The sequence below is a fragment of the Rhizobium pisi genome, from assembly GCF_003938655.1.
In the GTDB taxonomy this organism is placed as follows: domain Bacteria; phylum Pseudomonadota; class Alphaproteobacteria; order Rhizobiales; family Rhizobiaceae; genus Rhizobium; species Rhizobium pisi.
In genome coordinates this window covers 41327-54983 of record NZ_RJJT01000009.1, presented here as the reverse complement: position 1 = coordinate 54983, position 13657 = coordinate 41327, and the positions used below count along the sequence as shown (strand labels likewise).

The 13657-nt window shown below is 61.7% G+C and carries 15 protein-coding genes and 1 pseudogene; 10 read left to right on the top strand and 6 right to left on the bottom strand.

Features of this window, described 5'->3' with window-relative positions; all coding sequences use genetic code 11:
- Nucleotides 1-97 precede the first annotated feature (97 nt).
- Both hisI and folE read right to left on the bottom strand, forming a co-directional pair.
- Nucleotides 98-550 (bottom strand): phosphoribosyl-AMP cyclohydrolase, encoded by a 453-nt coding sequence (gene hisI / locus EFD55_RS14020; RefSeq protein ID WP_125845659.1) that lies wholly within the window; start codon nt 548-550, stop codon nt 98-100.
- Nucleotides 551-575: 25 nt separating this feature from the next.
- Entirely contained in the window at nt 576-1190 is a 615-nt protein-coding gene (folE, locus tag EFD55_RS14015; RefSeq protein ID WP_125845658.1) for a GTP cyclohydrolase I FolE, read from the bottom strand.
- Between the two features lie 308 nt (nt 1191-1498).
- Here folE and EFD55_RS14010 point away from each other — a divergent pair, with 308 nt between their 5' ends.
- The 6 genes and pseudogenes from EFD55_RS14010 (at nt 1499) to EFD55_RS13985 (ending at nt 6376) form a co-directional block, all read left to right on the top strand.
- Nucleotides 1499-1945 carry an iron-sulfur cluster assembly scaffold protein gene (locus tag EFD55_RS14010; RefSeq protein WP_125845657.1) on the top strand — a complete coding sequence of 149 codons (447 nt, stop codon included), beginning with the start codon at nt 1499-1501 and terminating at the stop codon, nt 1943-1945.
- A 5-nt stretch (nt 1946-1950) separates the two neighbouring features.
- Nucleotides 1951-2355: a membrane protein insertion efficiency factor YidD gene (gene yidD / locus EFD55_RS14005; protein WP_125845656.1), complete on the top strand. Its 405-nt coding sequence runs from the start codon at nt 1951-1953 to the stop codon at nt 2353-2355.
- 4 nt (nt 2356-2359) lie between these two features.
- The gene (locus tag EFD55_RS14000; protein WP_125845655.1) at nt 2360-2779 is read left to right on the top strand and encodes a DUF2267 domain-containing protein; all 420 of its coding nucleotides are present in this window, start codon (nt 2360-2362) and stop codon (nt 2777-2779) included.
- Nucleotides 2776-3303, top strand: a complete 528-nt coding sequence (locus tag EFD55_RS13995) for a DUF1697 domain-containing protein (RefSeq protein ID WP_125845654.1) — start codon at nt 2776-2778, stop codon at nt 3301-3303. The genes EFD55_RS14000 and EFD55_RS13995 overlap by 4 nt, the downstream gene beginning before the upstream one ends.
- Nucleotides 3304-3425: 122 nt before the next feature.
- Nucleotides 3426-5432 carry a threonine--tRNA ligase gene (gene thrS / locus EFD55_RS13990; RefSeq protein WP_125845653.1) on the top strand — a complete coding sequence of 669 codons (2007 nt, stop codon included), beginning with the start codon at nt 3426-3428 and terminating at the stop codon, nt 5430-5432.
- Nucleotides 5433-5535: 103 nt separating this feature from the next.
- Nucleotides 5536-6376: pseudogene (locus tag EFD55_RS13985) on the top strand (lysophospholipid acyltransferase family protein).
- Between the two features lie 20 nt (nt 6377-6396).
- Here EFD55_RS13985 and EFD55_RS13980 read toward each other — a convergent pair.
- Nucleotides 6397-7494: an RgsD C-terminal domain-containing protein gene (locus EFD55_RS13980; protein WP_125845652.1), complete on the bottom strand. Its 1098-nt coding sequence runs from the start codon at nt 7492-7494 to the stop codon at nt 6397-6399.
- Between the two features lie 113 nt (nt 7495-7607).
- Between EFD55_RS13980 and EFD55_RS13975 the strand changes: the two genes are divergently transcribed.
- From EFD55_RS13975 to EFD55_RS13965, 3 genes are all read left to right on the top strand, one after another.
- Complete coding sequence (locus EFD55_RS13975) at nt 7608-8192, top strand: nitroreductase family protein (RefSeq protein WP_125845651.1); 585 nt, start codon at nt 7608-7610, stop codon at nt 8190-8192.
- The gene (locus tag EFD55_RS13970) at nt 8192-8800 is read left to right on the top strand and encodes a flavin reductase family protein (RefSeq protein WP_125845650.1); all 609 of its coding nucleotides are present in this window, start codon (nt 8192-8194) and stop codon (nt 8798-8800) included. The genes EFD55_RS13975 and EFD55_RS13970 overlap by 1 nt, the downstream gene beginning before the upstream one ends.
- A gap of 102 nt (nt 8801-8902) precedes the next feature.
- Nucleotides 8903-10048 (top strand): DUF2336 domain-containing protein, encoded by a 1146-nt coding sequence (locus EFD55_RS13965; RefSeq protein ID WP_125845649.1) that lies wholly within the window; start codon nt 8903-8905, stop codon nt 10046-10048.
- Here the strand turns inward: EFD55_RS13965 and EFD55_RS13960 are convergent.
- Nucleotides 10045-10473, bottom strand: a complete 429-nt coding sequence (locus tag EFD55_RS13960) for a hypothetical protein (RefSeq protein WP_125845648.1) — start codon at nt 10471-10473, stop codon at nt 10045-10047. The genes EFD55_RS13965 and EFD55_RS13960 overlap by 4 nt on opposite strands.
- Before the next feature lie 127 nt (nt 10474-10600).
- Between EFD55_RS13960 and EFD55_RS13955 the strand changes: the two genes are divergently transcribed.
- Nucleotides 10601-11059 carry a GNAT family N-acetyltransferase gene (locus EFD55_RS13955; RefSeq protein ID WP_125845647.1) on the top strand — a complete coding sequence of 153 codons (459 nt, stop codon included), beginning with the start codon at nt 10601-10603 and terminating at the stop codon, nt 11057-11059.
- Nucleotides 11060-11073: 14 nt separating this feature from the next.
- Here EFD55_RS13955 and EFD55_RS13950 read toward each other — a convergent pair whose 3' ends face one another.
- The gene (locus tag EFD55_RS13950; RefSeq protein ID WP_125845646.1) at nt 11074-12279 is read right to left on the bottom strand and encodes an AI-2E family transporter; all 1206 of its coding nucleotides are present in this window, start codon (nt 12277-12279) and stop codon (nt 11074-11076) included.
- Nucleotides 12280-12369: 90 nt separating this feature from the next.
- Nucleotides 12370-13533 (bottom strand): esterase-like activity of phytase family protein, encoded by a 1164-nt coding sequence (locus EFD55_RS13945; protein ID WP_125845645.1) that lies wholly within the window; start codon nt 13531-13533, stop codon nt 12370-12372.
- Between the last annotated feature and the right edge of the window lie 124 nt (nt 13534-13657).

Genomic DNA, 13657 nt, shown 5'->3' with positions numbered 1-13657 from the left:
AGAACACTTGGTTTCCGATAGTGTGCCCGATCAGTTTCCAAATGGTATATAGAAGCGGTTTTTGGCGCAATAAGGGGCAAATGCCGGCGAAATCGGGCTATTTTCCGTAAACGTCCTGCGGATCGAAATGACGCTCGTCATCGACGATATCAAGCATCGGCTTTCCGTCCTGAAGCGTGACCGTCCGGTAGAAGCAGGAGCGGCGGCCGGTATGACAGGTGGCGTCGTGACCGGCGACCTCGACCTTCAGCCAGATGGCGTCCTGATCGCAATCGGTGCGGATTTCCTTCACCGTCTGGAGATTGCCTGACGTTTCGCCCTTCTTCCAGAGCTTGCCGCGCGAACGGCTGAAATAGTGAGCCGTGCCGGTCTGAATGGTCAGCGCCAACGCCTGGGCATTCATATGCGCCACCATCAGCAGTTCGCCGTCGCCGGCATCTGTCACAATGGCCGTGATTAAGCCGCGATCGTCGAAACGCGGCGTGAAATCACCAGCGTCCTCCAACGCGGACTTGTCCTCGGATGGTTGACTGAAGATCAGTTGGCTCATCGCGGCCCTCCTGAGGGAGCCGGTATCAGCGGCTTCGCACCATGGTCATGAAACGGGCCTGATCGGCCGGTTCCGTCTTGAACGTTCCGGTAAAGGTCGTCGTCAACGTGGTCGAGCCCTGCTTCTGAACGCCGCGCATTGCCATGCACATATGTTCGGCCTCGATCATCACGGCGACACCGCGCGGATTGAGCGTGTCGTCGATGGCCCGGGCGATCTGCGCGGTCATCGTTTCCTGCGTCTGCAGGCGGCGGCCATAGATCTCGACGACACGGGCGATCTTCGACAGGCCGAGCACGCGTCCGTCCGGCATGTAGGCGACGTGGGCCTTGCCGATGATCGGCACCATATGGTGTTCGCAATGCGAGTAGAACGGAATGTCCTTGACGAGGACCATGTCATCGTAGCCGGCGACCTCCTCGAAGGTACGGCCGAGCACGTCTTCCGGCGCCATATCATAGCCGGCGAAAAGCTCGCGGTAGGCTTTGACGACGCGAGCCGGCGTCTCGAGCAGACCTTCACGCGCCGGATCGTCGCCGGCCCAGCGCAGCAGAACACGAACGGCTTCTTCTGCCTCCTGCTGGGAAGGCCGATCAGACTCACGGTTCGTCTGCGGAAAGTTCTTTACGATGGCGTCCATGATCAATGGTCTCCTGGTCCGCATCGCGGACCCGTCTGTCGGAATCGCCACTGGTCAATCCCATGCGGGAATTCATGCACCTCTGGCAGGCTCCGGGGCTTTCAGGGCTGTTTCAACACCCATCCGGCACGGTTTCCCAATCAAACTTACACGAGGCCATTGCATTTTCATGGCCTTCGAACGACATACATATAGGAAGACCGTCATGGTATGTAAGTATCCTTGGGCGACACGGTGTGTTTTTTGTTTCGACGACAATGACAAGCCGATAAGGCCCGATCCGCAGCGATTTTGGAGCGGAATCCAGCATGGACGACATCTACAACAGCAAAATCCTCGAATTCGCGGGCAATATTCCGTTGACCGGCACGCTTGCGGATGCGGATGCGAGCGCCCAGGCCCATTCCAAGCTCTGCGGCTCGAAGGTGCGGGTCTGGCTGAAGATGGACGGCGACGTCGTTACCAATTTTGCCCATGACGTGAAGGCCTGCGCGCTCGGACAGGCCTCGTCCTCGATCATGGCCCGCCATGTCGTGGGAGCCACATCGGGTGAACTGCGCCAGGCACGCCAGGACATGCTCGCCATGTTGAAGGCGGACGGGGCGGGGCCTGCCGGGCGGTTCGAAGACATGCGCTATCTGCTGCCGGTGCGGGACTACAAAGCCCGCCATGCCTCGACGATGCTGACTTTCGATGCGGTGGTCGATGCGATCGGGCAGATCGAGGCGAAACGGGCGGAAGTTGTCGAGGCGTAACCGAGATGTGCGAGTTCTGTGCTCTGCAGGCCAGCGATGAGGACGACGGTGGCGCCGCCGGCTCCCCAAAGCCGCGCAAAGCGCCCGCGCACCGTTCCCGCAACTATACCGGCCCTTTCCGCAAGACCCCCGACCGCCTGCTCGGCATGGGGTTCATCCGTTTCTATCAGTTGACGCTTTCCGGCTTTGTCGGCAATTCCTGCCGCCATATCCCGACCTGCTCCGAATATGGCTACGAGTCGATCGCCCGCCACGGGCTCTGGGCCGGTGGATGGATGACCCTGTTTCGCGTCGGCCGCTGCGGTCCGGGCGGCACCAGCGGACTCGACCAGGTGCCGGAGACGCTCGGCGGCGATTTCCGCTGGTGGACGCCGTGGCGTTATATCGCTCTCGGACGCAAAGGAGGGTGAGCCCATGACGATGCCCGGCGAATACAGGCGTGCATCGGTGGATTTCGACGCTTATCTCGATGATGTGAGAGCAGATACGCTGATCGACAGCCGCAATGTGGTCTACACGATGACCCAGGGCGTCTTTCAGACGTTTCGACGCCGTCTGAATGTCGCCGATGCGCTCCGCTTCGCCGATGTACTGCCGCCGGTCCTGCGCGCGATTTTCGTCGTCGACTGGAATCCCGACGAGCTCAAACGGTCCTTCGGGGATCGTGCGGCCATGACACGGGAAGCGCAGTCACTGCGCGGTGACCATAATTTTTCCCCGGAGACCGCTATCCCAGACGTGGCAGCAGCCTTATGGAAACATGTCGATGAAGCGGCATTCAACAGGGTGCTGAAAACCCTGCCTGATGCAGCAGAGGAATTCTGGCGGCCATGAGCATGTTCGTAGCGCTCCTCCACAGCATCGTCCTGACGCCCGACCGCCGCGTCATCATGGAAGATTTGCGCGCCCTTGCCGAAGAGCTCGGCTATCGCGAGCCGCGCACGCTGGTTTCGACCGGAAATCTTGTCTTCGAAGCCGACGAAATGCGGCCTCACGAACTGGAGGTCGCGCTGGAAGAGGGATTCGAAGAGAAGTTCGGCAAACATGTCGATATCATCGTGCGTAGCGACTGCACCTGGATGGCGCTTTGCAGCACCAATCCCTTCAGGGACGGCAGTGGTGATCAGGTCATTGTCCGGGTGATGCGCCTGCCGGTCGATCCGGCGAAGGTGGAGGCGTTGAAGCCGCTGATGGCGGAAGGACAGCGCATCGCCGTCGTCGGCGGCGATCTCTGGATCGATTTTGCCGGCAAGCCGAGCCAATCCAAGCTGCTTTCGGCGCTGACGACCAAGCGGCTCGGCGTCGGCACGATGCGCAACTGGAACACGGTGTGCGGCCTTGCCGAAATGATCATGTAGGCTGGCTTCTTCTTTACTCATGAGGGAAATCTGGGTATCAGGCGGCAGCGCTTCCAAAGGACGGAAGCGTTGTCGTTGCAACCACCCGCATTCGTTGGCGGGACTGGACAAGGAGAATTTCGATGTCCCAAGCCATTTCCCTGACATTTCCCGATGGTTCCGTGCGCAGCTTCGATGCCGGCGCAACCGGCCGGGATGTCGCCGAATCCATTTCCAAGTCGCTCGCCAAGAAGGCGGTCGCCATTGCGATCGACGGTACAGTGCGCGACCTTTCCGATCCCGTAGCAACGGGCAGGATCGAGATCCTTACCCGCAACGACGACCGCGCGCTGGAACTCATCCGGCACGACGCTGCGCACGTCATGGCCGAAGCGGTGCAGGAACTCTGGCCCGGCACCCAGGTGACGATCGGCCCGGTCATCGAGAACGGCTTCTATTACGACTTTGCCAAGAACGAGCCCTTCACGCCCGACGATCTGCCGAAGATCGAAAAGAAGATGAAGGAGATCATCGCCCGCAACGCGCCTTTCACCAAGCAGGTCTGGTCGCGCGAGAAGGCGAAGCAGGTCTTTGCCGACAAGGGCGAGCAGTACAAAGTCGAACTCGTCGACGCGATCCCGGAAGGGCAGGATCTCAAGATCTATTACCAGGGCGATTGGTTCGACCTTTGCCGCGGTCCGCACATGGCCTCGACCGGCCAGATCGGCTCTGCTTTCAAGCTTTTGAAGGTGGCCGGCGCCTACTGGCGCGGCGACAGCAACAATCCGATGCTGAGCCGCATTTACGGCACGGCCTTCGCCGAGCAATCCGAGCTCGACAATTACCTGCATATGCTTGCAGAGGCCGAAAAGCGTGACCACCGCAAGCTCGGCCGTGAAATGGATCTGTTCCATTTCCAGGAAGAAGGCCCGGGCGTCGTCTTCTGGCACGGCAAGGGCTGGCGCATCTTCCAGTCGCTCGTCTCCTACATGCGTCGCCGGCTGGCCGCCGACTACCAGGAAGTCAACGCGCCGCAGGTGCTTGACACCGCACTCTGGGAAACTTCGGGTCACTGGGGCTGGTATCAGGAAAACATGTTCGCCGTGAAATCGGCGCATGCAATGACCCATCCCGAAGACAAGGAAGCTGACAATCGCGTCTTTGCGCTGAAGCCGATGAATTGCCCCGGCCACGTGCAGATCTTCAAGCATGGGCTGAAATCCTATCGCGAGCTGCCGATCCGCCTCGCCGAATTCGGGCTGGTGCATCGCTACGAACCTTCGGGCGCGCTGCACGGGCTGATGCGCGTACGCGGCTTCACGCAGGACGACGCGCACATCTTCTGCACGGACGAGCAGATGGCCGCCGAATGCCTGAAGATCAACGATCTCATCCTTTCGGTTTATGAAGACTTCGGCTTCAAGGAAATCGTCGTCAAGCTTTCGACCCGTCCGGATAAGCGCGTCGGCTCCGATGCGCTTTGGGACCGCGCCGAAGCCGTGATGACCGATGTGCTGAAGACGATCGAGGCGCAGTCCGAAGGCCGCATCAAGACCGGCATCCTGCCGGGCGAGGGCGCCTTCTACGGGCCGAAGTTCGAATATACGCTGAAGGACGCGATCGGCCGCGAATGGCAGTGTGGCACGACGCAGGTCGACTTCAACCTGCCGGAACGCTTCGGTGCCTTCTATATCGACAGCAACTCTGAAAAGACGCAGCCGGTGATGATCCACCGCGCCATCTGCGGCTCGATGGAACGCTTCCTCGGCATCCTGATCGAGAACTTCGCCGGCCATCTGCCGCTGTGGGTTTCGCCGCTGCAGGTCGTCGTTGCGACGATCACCTCGGAAGCAGACGCCTACGGCCTTGAAGTGGCCGAAGCGCTGCGCGAAGCCGGGCTGCATGTCGAGACCGACTTCCGCAACGAGAAGATCAATTACAAGATCCGCGAACATTCCGTTACGAAAGTTCCCGTCATCATCGTCTGCGGCAGGAAGGAAGCCGAAGAGCGCACGGTCAATATCCGCCGCCTCGGCAGCCAAGACCAGGTTTCGATGGGGCTCGACGCTGCCGTCGACAGCCTTGCCCTCGAGGCGACGCCGCCGGACATCCGCCGCAAGGCCGAAGCAAAGAAAGCCAGGGCGGCCTGAAAACCGCCTGGTCCGACAGCGCCGCTCCGGCGCTGTCGGAAATCTGTTATGAAGCTGCAATATTCTCGTCACGACTGTGGAGCGGGCTCGTCCCGATGCCGGATTGCGCTTCAAAGAATTATCCTATGCCAATGATGGCGATCCGCGCCTGAAGCGCTGGCTGATCCGCTCGATCGAGAGGCTCTCGGGCCGCGACCGCTTCGTCAGGCTCTACGACCTCTGGCGCAGCGACATCATCGGCAAGAGCAACCGTGTGTTCGGCAAGCTGCTCGATCTGATTAACATCGAACTCGACGTCGACGGCAATTGGCCGCTCGAATCCATCCCTATCGAACCGATCGTCATCGTCGCCAACCATCCCTTCGGCATCGGCGACGGAATCGCCGTTCTGGCGCTTGCCGAACAGCTCGGCCGCCCCTTCAGGGTGCTGATCCATAACGACCTGCTGAAGGTGCCTGAGATGGCGCCTTATTCGCTGCCGATCTCCTTCGAAGAAAGCCGGGAGGCGTTGGCGATGAACATCCGGAGCCGGCACGAGGCGGTGCGGCTGCTCAAGGGCGGCACCACCATCATCGTCTTTCCGGCGGGCGGCGTGGCGACCGCCAGGATCGGCTTCGGACCTGCCGAAGATCTGCCGTGGAAGATGTTTCCGGCAAAGCTCATTCAGGCAGCGGGCGCCAGCGTGCTGCCGGTCTACTTCGAGGGCCAGAACGGCCCCCTGTTTCATCTAGCGAGCCTGATGTCGATGACGCTGCGCCTGTCACTCTTGATCCATGAATTCAGTCGACTGTCCGGCAGGACGATCACGGCGCATGTCGGCAAAGTGCTGACATGGGAGACACTGAGCAGCGGCAGCGATCCGCAGAAGTCTGCTCGACCGCCTCCACGCGGCCGTCTTCTCGATGGCGCCGCCGAAACGCGCCGTCCGAAAAGGCTTCGGCTAAGCCGAACCTCTTGTGGGAAATCAATCCAGGCTGGCGCCGTCACCGCCCTGCGGCTCGAGCTGTTCGTAGGAGGGCAGCGGCTGTTCGGGGGCCGGCTGAACGCCGGGCGGCGGCGGGGTGCCGGCCGGCACCTGCTGCACCGTACGGGCCGCACTTACGGGCTGCTGCGGCTGCTGGTCCCTCATGAGAACCTCGACATCGGTGTTTTTGCCGGCGACGACGGTGAAATCGCGCTGGTAGATCTTGTCCTTGTTGCGGGCGACGGCGGAATATCCGCCTTCGGCGAGAACCATCGTCGGAAAGGCGCTGACGCTTTCGCCGACGCTGTCGCCGGCTGCCGTCAGGATCGACCAAGCCGTATCGGCGATCGCCTCGCCACCGGTTTCGGAGACCAGCTTGAAGGTGATCTGCGCAGCGCGGTGCTGGATCGTCGCCTCGGTCAGTTTGCCGGCCTCGACCTGGATGTCGGCGCGGATGACGGCGTTGACGCTGCCATATTCGGAAACGATGTGATAGGTGCCGGCATTGAGGCGGACGACGGTGTTCGGCGAGACATCGGCCATGACGAGACCGCGCTCGCCATCGTCACGCACTTCCGACGAATAGATCGAGAAGCTCAGCTGGTCGGGACGGATGCGGGCATCGGTGCCGGAGACGGCGTTGAGCAGCAGACCGCCGGCATCGAGCACCATCACCTGCTTGTCGACTTCGCCGTCGGCAGGCACGGTCAGTTTTTTGGTGACGCCGGCACGACCGAAGGACACGTTGACGAAATAATCGCCGGGGGCGAGCTGGAAGGCGGCAGGCCCACCCTTGGCGCTGGCGATCAGCGGCAGCTTGCCGTCGGTTCCGGCGATCGGGCTGAAAACGTACCAGGAAAGGCCGTCCTCGACCGGCGTGCCGTCTGATGTCAGCTTGGCCTCCATCGCGACATCGCGCAGCTTGGCGGCCTCGGGCGCCGCGCCGGGCGCGATGAAGGCGTTGAGCTTCGGCATCTTCGACGTCGACTCGAGCTGCTTGAAGTCCTTGAAGGCCTCCTGGGCGCCGGCGCCGCAGGTCGTCAATGCCACCAGGGCAAGCGCGAGGCCGATGCGTGCAAAAGGCGAAATGCCAAACATCTGTTTCGTGAACCGATTGACTTCTGAAATCGCAAAGGCCACTTCAAGACCAACGCGATGGCAAATTCAAGACCCACCCTTCGCAGCAGCCTAAAAATGAAAGCTTCTCCCGCATGAAATCCGATATCAAGCTGATCGACTACCTCGCCGTACGCCGCTCCATCCCCGCTTTCCAGATGTGCGAACCGGGCCCCGAGAAGGCCGAAATCGAGGAGATCCTGCGTCTTGCCTTGCGGGTTCCCGATCACGGCAAGATCGCGCCCTGGCGTTTCATCGTTTATCGCGGACAGCAGCGCGCTGATCTCGGCGAAGAGCTTTTGAAGCTGGCGCTTGAGGCGAAACCCGAGCTTTCCGAGGAGATGATCCAGGTCGAGCGCACCCGCTTCACCCGCGCGCCGGTGGTCGTCGCCGTGGTCAGCAGGGCGGGTCCGCATATCAAGATCCCGGAATGGGAGCAGCTAATGTCGGCAGGCGCGCTTTGCCTCAACGTCATTCTCGCCGCCAATGCCAACGGCTATGTCGCCAACTGGCTGACGGAGTGGTTTGCCTATAACGAACGCGCCTATCCGTTGCTCGGCGTCGGGCCGGACGAAAAGGTGGCGGGCTTCATCCATATCGGTTCGACGACATTTCCGGCAATCGAGCGGCCGCGGCCCGAGCTTGCCGATACCGTGACTTGGGTCGGCGGAGACGACTGATGTTCTACACCACCGACAGCAACCGGCACGGGCTCGCGCATGACCCCTTCAAGGCGATCGTATCGCCGCGTCCGATCGGCTGGATCGGCAGCAAGGGCAGGGACGGTTCGATCAACCTTGCGCCCTATTCCTTCTTCAATGCCGTGGCCGACCGGCCGAAGCTGGTTATGTTTTCCTCCGCCGGGAAGAAGCACAGCCAGCGCAACGCTGCTGAAACCGGCGTCTTTACCTGCAATTTCGTCAGTCGCAACCTCGCCGAAAAGATGAACCTCTCGTCGGCGCCGCTGCCCTACGGCACCAACGAATTCGAGTTCGCCGGCTTGACGCAGAAGCAGGCCGAACTGATCGACGCGCCCTATGTCGGCGAGGCTTTCGCGGTGCTCGAATGCCGCGTCACCGAGATCATCGAGCCGAAGACGCTGTCGGGCGCGCCTTCCGAAAACGTCCTCATCTTTGGTGAGGTGGTCGGCATCCATATCGACGAGGCGATCGTCAGGGACGGCCGCCTCGACATGGCGATCGCTCGGCCGGTGGCGCGCATGGGCTACATGGATTACAGCGAAGGCAGCGATGTTTTCGAGATGCTCCGGCCCCGCGCCGAAGCCTAACCGGCAAGGCATACAAAGGCTTAAGAAACATGGTGAACGAATCTTAAACCTTTTGCCACTACGGTCGCAGCAGTGAATGGAGCGCGAGGGAATCGCGTTCAAGTGCTGGGGCATCGAGTGATCGTAGAAGCTTTCCTTCGTTGGGTCGAAACGGCCAAGACCGGCGACCGGGTCCGGGCGGCAAACGCGCTTGGTCGGGCCTACCTTCAGTCCGCGATGTCTGCGGACGAGCGGAAGGCGGCCGAGATGGCGATGACCTATCTTCTCGACGATCCGTCGCCGCGTGTGCGGCTCGCACTTGCCGAGGCGATCGCCTGGTCGCCCGATGCGCCACGCAATCTGATCCTTTCGCTTGCCGAGGACCAGCCCGAGGTCGCCTGCCACGCCGTCACCTGCTCGCCGCTTTTGAGCGATGCCGATCTCGTCGACCTTGCCGCGCGCGGCAACGGCGCCACCCGCATGCTGATCGCTGCCAGAGCCTATGTGACGCGCCCGGTTTCCGCCGCCCTTGCCGAGGTCGGCGACGAGGAGGAATTGCTCTGCCTGCTCGAAAACGATGGCGCGGCGATCTCCAGCCAATCGCTGAAACGCATCGCCGAACGGCTGGGCGACAACTGCGACATCCGCAGTCTGCTTCTCGACCGCGGCGATCTTCCCGCCGATGCCCGCCAGCTGCTCACCCAGCATGTCAGCAACGCGCTGGTCGGACTACCGCTGGCCCAGGCTGCAATCGGCCTGCAGCGGCTTCAGCGCATCAGCCGCGAGGCGACCGAGGCTGCCATCGTTGCGATTGCCGGCGACATCGCGCCGCGCGAAATACCCGATCTCGTGACGCATCTGCGCGTCAACGGCCGGCTGACGCCGTCTTTCCTGATGCATGCGCTCTGCGCCGGCAAGGTGGACTTCTTTGCCGCCGCGATCGTCGATCTGAGCGGCTGCGGCGAGCGCCGGGTGCGGTCGATCCTGGCGACGGGGCGCATGCATGCGGTGCGCGCGCTCTACGAGTCCGCCGGCCTGCCGAGGGATATCAGCGTCATCTTCGTCGAAGCGACGCTGCTCTGGCGCGACGCTGCCAGGAAGGCGCCTGGAAGCGTGCTCGGCAATGTCTGTGGCCGTCTTCTCGAAAAATTCCGCCATCACGACGGCCCACATGGTGCGGTCGGCGAGTTGCTCGACATGGTGGAAAAGCTTGGTGTCGCCGAACAGCGGCAATCGGCTCGCGTCTATGCGGCGCTTGCGGCAGCCTAATCGTTCAGCCGCGTCACGACCCAGGAATAGCTGGCGGAAACGAAGTGCACGGGTTTGGAAAGCGTCTCCTTGACGTCGCTGCCCGACGGTAAATGCGCGCGGACCTGACCGGCGATGTTTTCAGCAAAACTTGCGAGCCTTACCGGTTCTTCGGCCGGCTCGGGCACGCCAGTCGCGATCTCGGGCGCGGCCGCAGCCAGAGGCGCCGGTTTCGGCGGTTCAGCCGCGGCGAGCGCTTTCGGCGCCTCGCACACCGCAATGACCGAGGGATAGTTGACATTGGCATAGGCTTTGAGCCGACGCTCGGCTTCGGCATCGCAGGCGGCTACGGTTTCCCAGCGCTTATCGACGGTCGCCACATAATTGCATTGACTGACGGAATCGTCGCAACCGAGAATGGTCATCGCGATGAGCACCGCTTGCATATTCTGCCTCCTTGGCTATTGAAGCTGACATCGCCTTAGACGGCGCAATTCCAACCGAAAAAAGGCGAAGGCATTAACTCTTCGTCATCTCGGCAAAAATTGCGCCTTGCAAGCATCCGGAGCCAGCATGTCCGTCATCATCGCCCAGGAGCCGCCGCGCCAAGACGCCATCATCCGCCTCCTCGATCTTTCCGATGCCTATGCGCAATCGCTCTATCCCGCGGAAAGCAACCATCTGGTCGACCTTTCATCGCTGGAAAAGCCTTCGGTGAGCTTCTTCGTGGCCCGCAACGACGGAGCAATCGTCGGATGCTGCGCGCTGGTCGAAGCCGGCGACGGCACGGCGGAGATCAAGCGCATGTTCGTCGATCCCAAGGCGAGGGGGCTGAGGATCGGCAGCGGCCTGATGAACGCGCTGGAGGCGATCGCAAGGGAAAAAGGGCTGGCGGCGATCCGGCTTGAAACCGGCATCTACCAGCCCGAGGCGATCGCCCTTTACCGCAAATACGGATATCGGAATATCGAACCTTTCGGCAGCTATCTGCCGGACCCGCTCAGCCTGTTCATGGAAAAGCAGCTGGGATAAGGGTTGGCGAACGCTCAGCCTTCGGCGACGCGGGGGATCGTTTTCGACGGCGGCGGGGCCTGTTCGTCGATGAGGATCTGCGGTCCCGTCTCGCCCTTTTCGGCGTTGCGGGCCTCGTGGATCCACTCACGCCAGATGGCGACGATCAGCGCCATCAGCACCGGGCCGATGAAAAGGCCGAGGAAACCCATCGTCTTGACGCCGCCGACGAGGCCGAAGAAGGTTGGCAGGAAGGGCAGCTTGATCGGACCGCCGACAAGCTTCGGCCGCAGCGTCTTGTCGACGATGAAGAGTTCGACGGTGCCCCAGACGAAGAGACCGATGCCAGCGACATGCGAGCCACTGGCCAGCAGATAGATAGAGACCAGCGTGAAGGACAGCGGCGCACCACCTGGTATCAGCGCCATCACACCGGTTAGCACGCCGAGCGTCACCGGCGACGGTACGCCGGCAATCCAGTAGGCGAGCCCGAGCACGATACCTTCGCCGATCGCAATCAGCGTCATGCCCATGACGGTGGAGCTGATCGTCGCCGGTACGACGCGGGAAATGCGCTCCCAGCGGTTCGGCAGGATGCGCTCGCCCAGCATGTCGATCTGCTTGGAGAAAGAAAAGCCATCGCGATAGACGAAGAACAACGCGATCAGCATGAAGAGCAGCGTCAGCAGCAGGTGGAAGGCGCCGCCGCCGGCCGCAAGCACGGCACGGTAGATGTTGCCGATATTGGCACCGCTGACCGCCTGGATGACCTCGCCCAGGGCGCCCGGACTGCCGATATATTTGGTCCAGACCTCATCGAGGTATGAACCCGCCAAAGGCAGTACGACAATCCAGTTGGGCGTCGGGGCACCAGTACGGTTGGCGTGGATCGCCCAGGCGACCCAGGTGCGCACTTCGCCCGTCGTATATGCGACCGCAAGCCCGATCGGGATGACCAGGAATGTAATGATCATGATGATGGCGATGGTCGCCGCAATCGTCGTATTGCCGCCGACGCGGGCAAGAAGCTTGCGGTAGAGCGGCCAGCTGGCGAAGCCGATGACGAGGGCTGCGAGCACCGGTACGAGGAAGCCGTAGAAGAAATAGACACCGGCCGCGACGATCAGGACCAGCAGCCAGCGCGCCGCCGAAATGGAAGGGATCAGCGGCGTGCGTGTCGGCGACGACGAACCCAGCCATCGCGGCTCATGATTGGCTTTCTGACGGTCGAACACACCCACACGCGCCTCTTCTTATTCTTGTCGTCTGGTTATGGGCCATGAACCCGGCGGTTTCAAGGTCCGCAGCGTGAAAGCGTATACAAAGCGTCGCTATTCGACCGTCAGGCGGAGCGTCTTACTCTGCGGACGGCTGACAACCTTGAAGGCGTAGAATTGCGTCTTCTGACTGGCCGAGAAATTATTGTCGGAGCCGAGAATGAGGACCTCGCTACCGTCCTTGGCCTTGCCGAGCGACATGGCCTCGATATTGTCGGGAACAAGGCCGATCGCTCTCAGATCGAGGATCTGGCTCTTACGGGCGGGGACAACGTGCTGGTCGTTCTTGGCGAGCGACGGGATGGCGGATACGTCGGTCGCGTCGGCGAGATCCATCATCATGATCTTGACGTTGTTGCCGAACCCCTGGGCATAGCTGCGCTCGACGGCGAGCAGGCGATGATCGTCGAGGGCGAGCATCTCCGACATGCCATTGTCATTGCCGCCGTCAGCCTTGGTGGCGGCCTGCGGGATCGGCGAAACCGGGTAGACGTACTGAGCCTTTGGCTCGCCGGTCGCGCCGTCATAGCGGATGATCCGCGACAGGCTGCCCGATGTCAGCGAGGGGTTCGGGCCGTCCTGATAGAGCGCAGCTTCGAGACCGACGAAAACATCGCCCGAAGGGGCAACGGCGATATCCTCAAAGGCGAGGTTGTCTCGGATGCCGGTCGACTTGTCGGCGGTCGGCGCAAAGCCCTCAGGCAGCTTGAATTCGCGAACGAAGGAGCCGTCCGGCGAAGCGACGCGGATGAAGGGCGGCAAGAGCGCCTTGCCGTCGCCTTCGCTGCCCCAGTAGATGCCGTCCTTGCCGAGGCGGATCGATTCCGGATCGACGGTCCTGGAGGTGAAGGGCTCGCCGTTCTTGTCCTTCAACGTAACGTGCTTGACGATGGAGACGCCCTTGAGGCCCGATGCATCGACATCCACATCGAGTTCATAGAAGCGGGCCGAGGCCCTCTCCGAGCGGTCGTCGCTGATGGCGATATAGTGGCCGGTGGCGGCATCGAAATCGAGGCCTGATATGCCGCCGAATTCGACACCGTTTTCCATATGGCCCGTGGGGATAACAAGTTCACCGAGATAGGAAAGCGAAATGCCGGCGGCGCAATCGCCGAAGGGGCAGGCGGTCCCGAAGGTCGCGCCGATATCGGTGGCGCTGACAGTGACGGTGCTGGACAGCAGAACGAAAGCGGCAGTCGCGAGAAAACGCTTGGTCATAACAAATATCCGGCGAGGGTTGAAAACGATCGAACCGGCGCAGCTACTCCCCCGAGGGAAGGCGCGCCGACCGCTTCATGCGCCGGTTGTTTGACGGAGTTGTTACGGTTCTTCGTCAGTTCCG

What these genes read in the sequence shown, in the direction of transcription:
- hisI (WP_125845659.1), bottom strand. Translation starts at nt 550, where the DNA reads ATGAGCCAACTGATCTTCAGTCAACCATCCGAGGACAAGTCCGCGTTG.
- folE (WP_125845658.1), bottom strand. Translation starts at nt 1,190, where the DNA reads ATGGACGCCATCGTAAAGAACTTTCCGCAGACGAACCGTGAGTCTGAT.
- EFD55_RS14010 (WP_125845657.1), top strand. Translation starts at nt 1,499, where the DNA reads ATGGACGACATCTACAACAGCAAAATCCTCGAATTCGCGGGCAATATT.
- yidD (WP_125845656.1), top strand. Translation starts at nt 1,951, where the DNA reads ATGTGCGAGTTCTGTGCTCTGCAGGCCAGCGATGAGGACGACGGTGGC.
- EFD55_RS14000 (WP_125845655.1), top strand. Translation starts at nt 2,360, where the DNA reads ATGACGATGCCCGGCGAATACAGGCGTGCATCGGTGGATTTCGACGCT.
- EFD55_RS13995 (WP_125845654.1), top strand. Translation starts at nt 2,776, where the DNA reads ATGAGCATGTTCGTAGCGCTCCTCCACAGCATCGTCCTGACGCCCGAC.
- thrS (WP_125845653.1), top strand. Translation starts at nt 3,426, where the DNA reads ATGTCCCAAGCCATTTCCCTGACATTTCCCGATGGTTCCGTGCGCAGC.
- EFD55_RS13980 (WP_125845652.1), bottom strand. Translation starts at nt 7,494, where the DNA reads ATGTTTGGCATTTCGCCTTTTGCACGCATCGGCCTCGCGCTTGCCCTG.
- EFD55_RS13975 (WP_125845651.1), top strand. Translation starts at nt 7,608, where the DNA reads ATGAAATCCGATATCAAGCTGATCGACTACCTCGCCGTACGCCGCTCC.
- EFD55_RS13970 (WP_125845650.1), top strand. Translation starts at nt 8,192, where the DNA reads ATGTTCTACACCACCGACAGCAACCGGCACGGGCTCGCGCATGACCCC.
- EFD55_RS13960 (WP_125845648.1), bottom strand. Translation starts at nt 10,473, where the DNA reads ATGCAAGCGGTGCTCATCGCGATGACCATTCTCGGTTGCGACGATTCC.
- EFD55_RS13955 (WP_125845647.1), top strand. Translation starts at nt 10,601, where the DNA reads ATGTCCGTCATCATCGCCCAGGAGCCGCCGCGCCAAGACGCCATCATC.
- EFD55_RS13945 (WP_125845645.1), bottom strand. Translation starts at nt 13,533, where the DNA reads ATGACCAAGCGTTTTCTCGCGACTGCCGCTTTCGTTCTGCTGTCCAGC.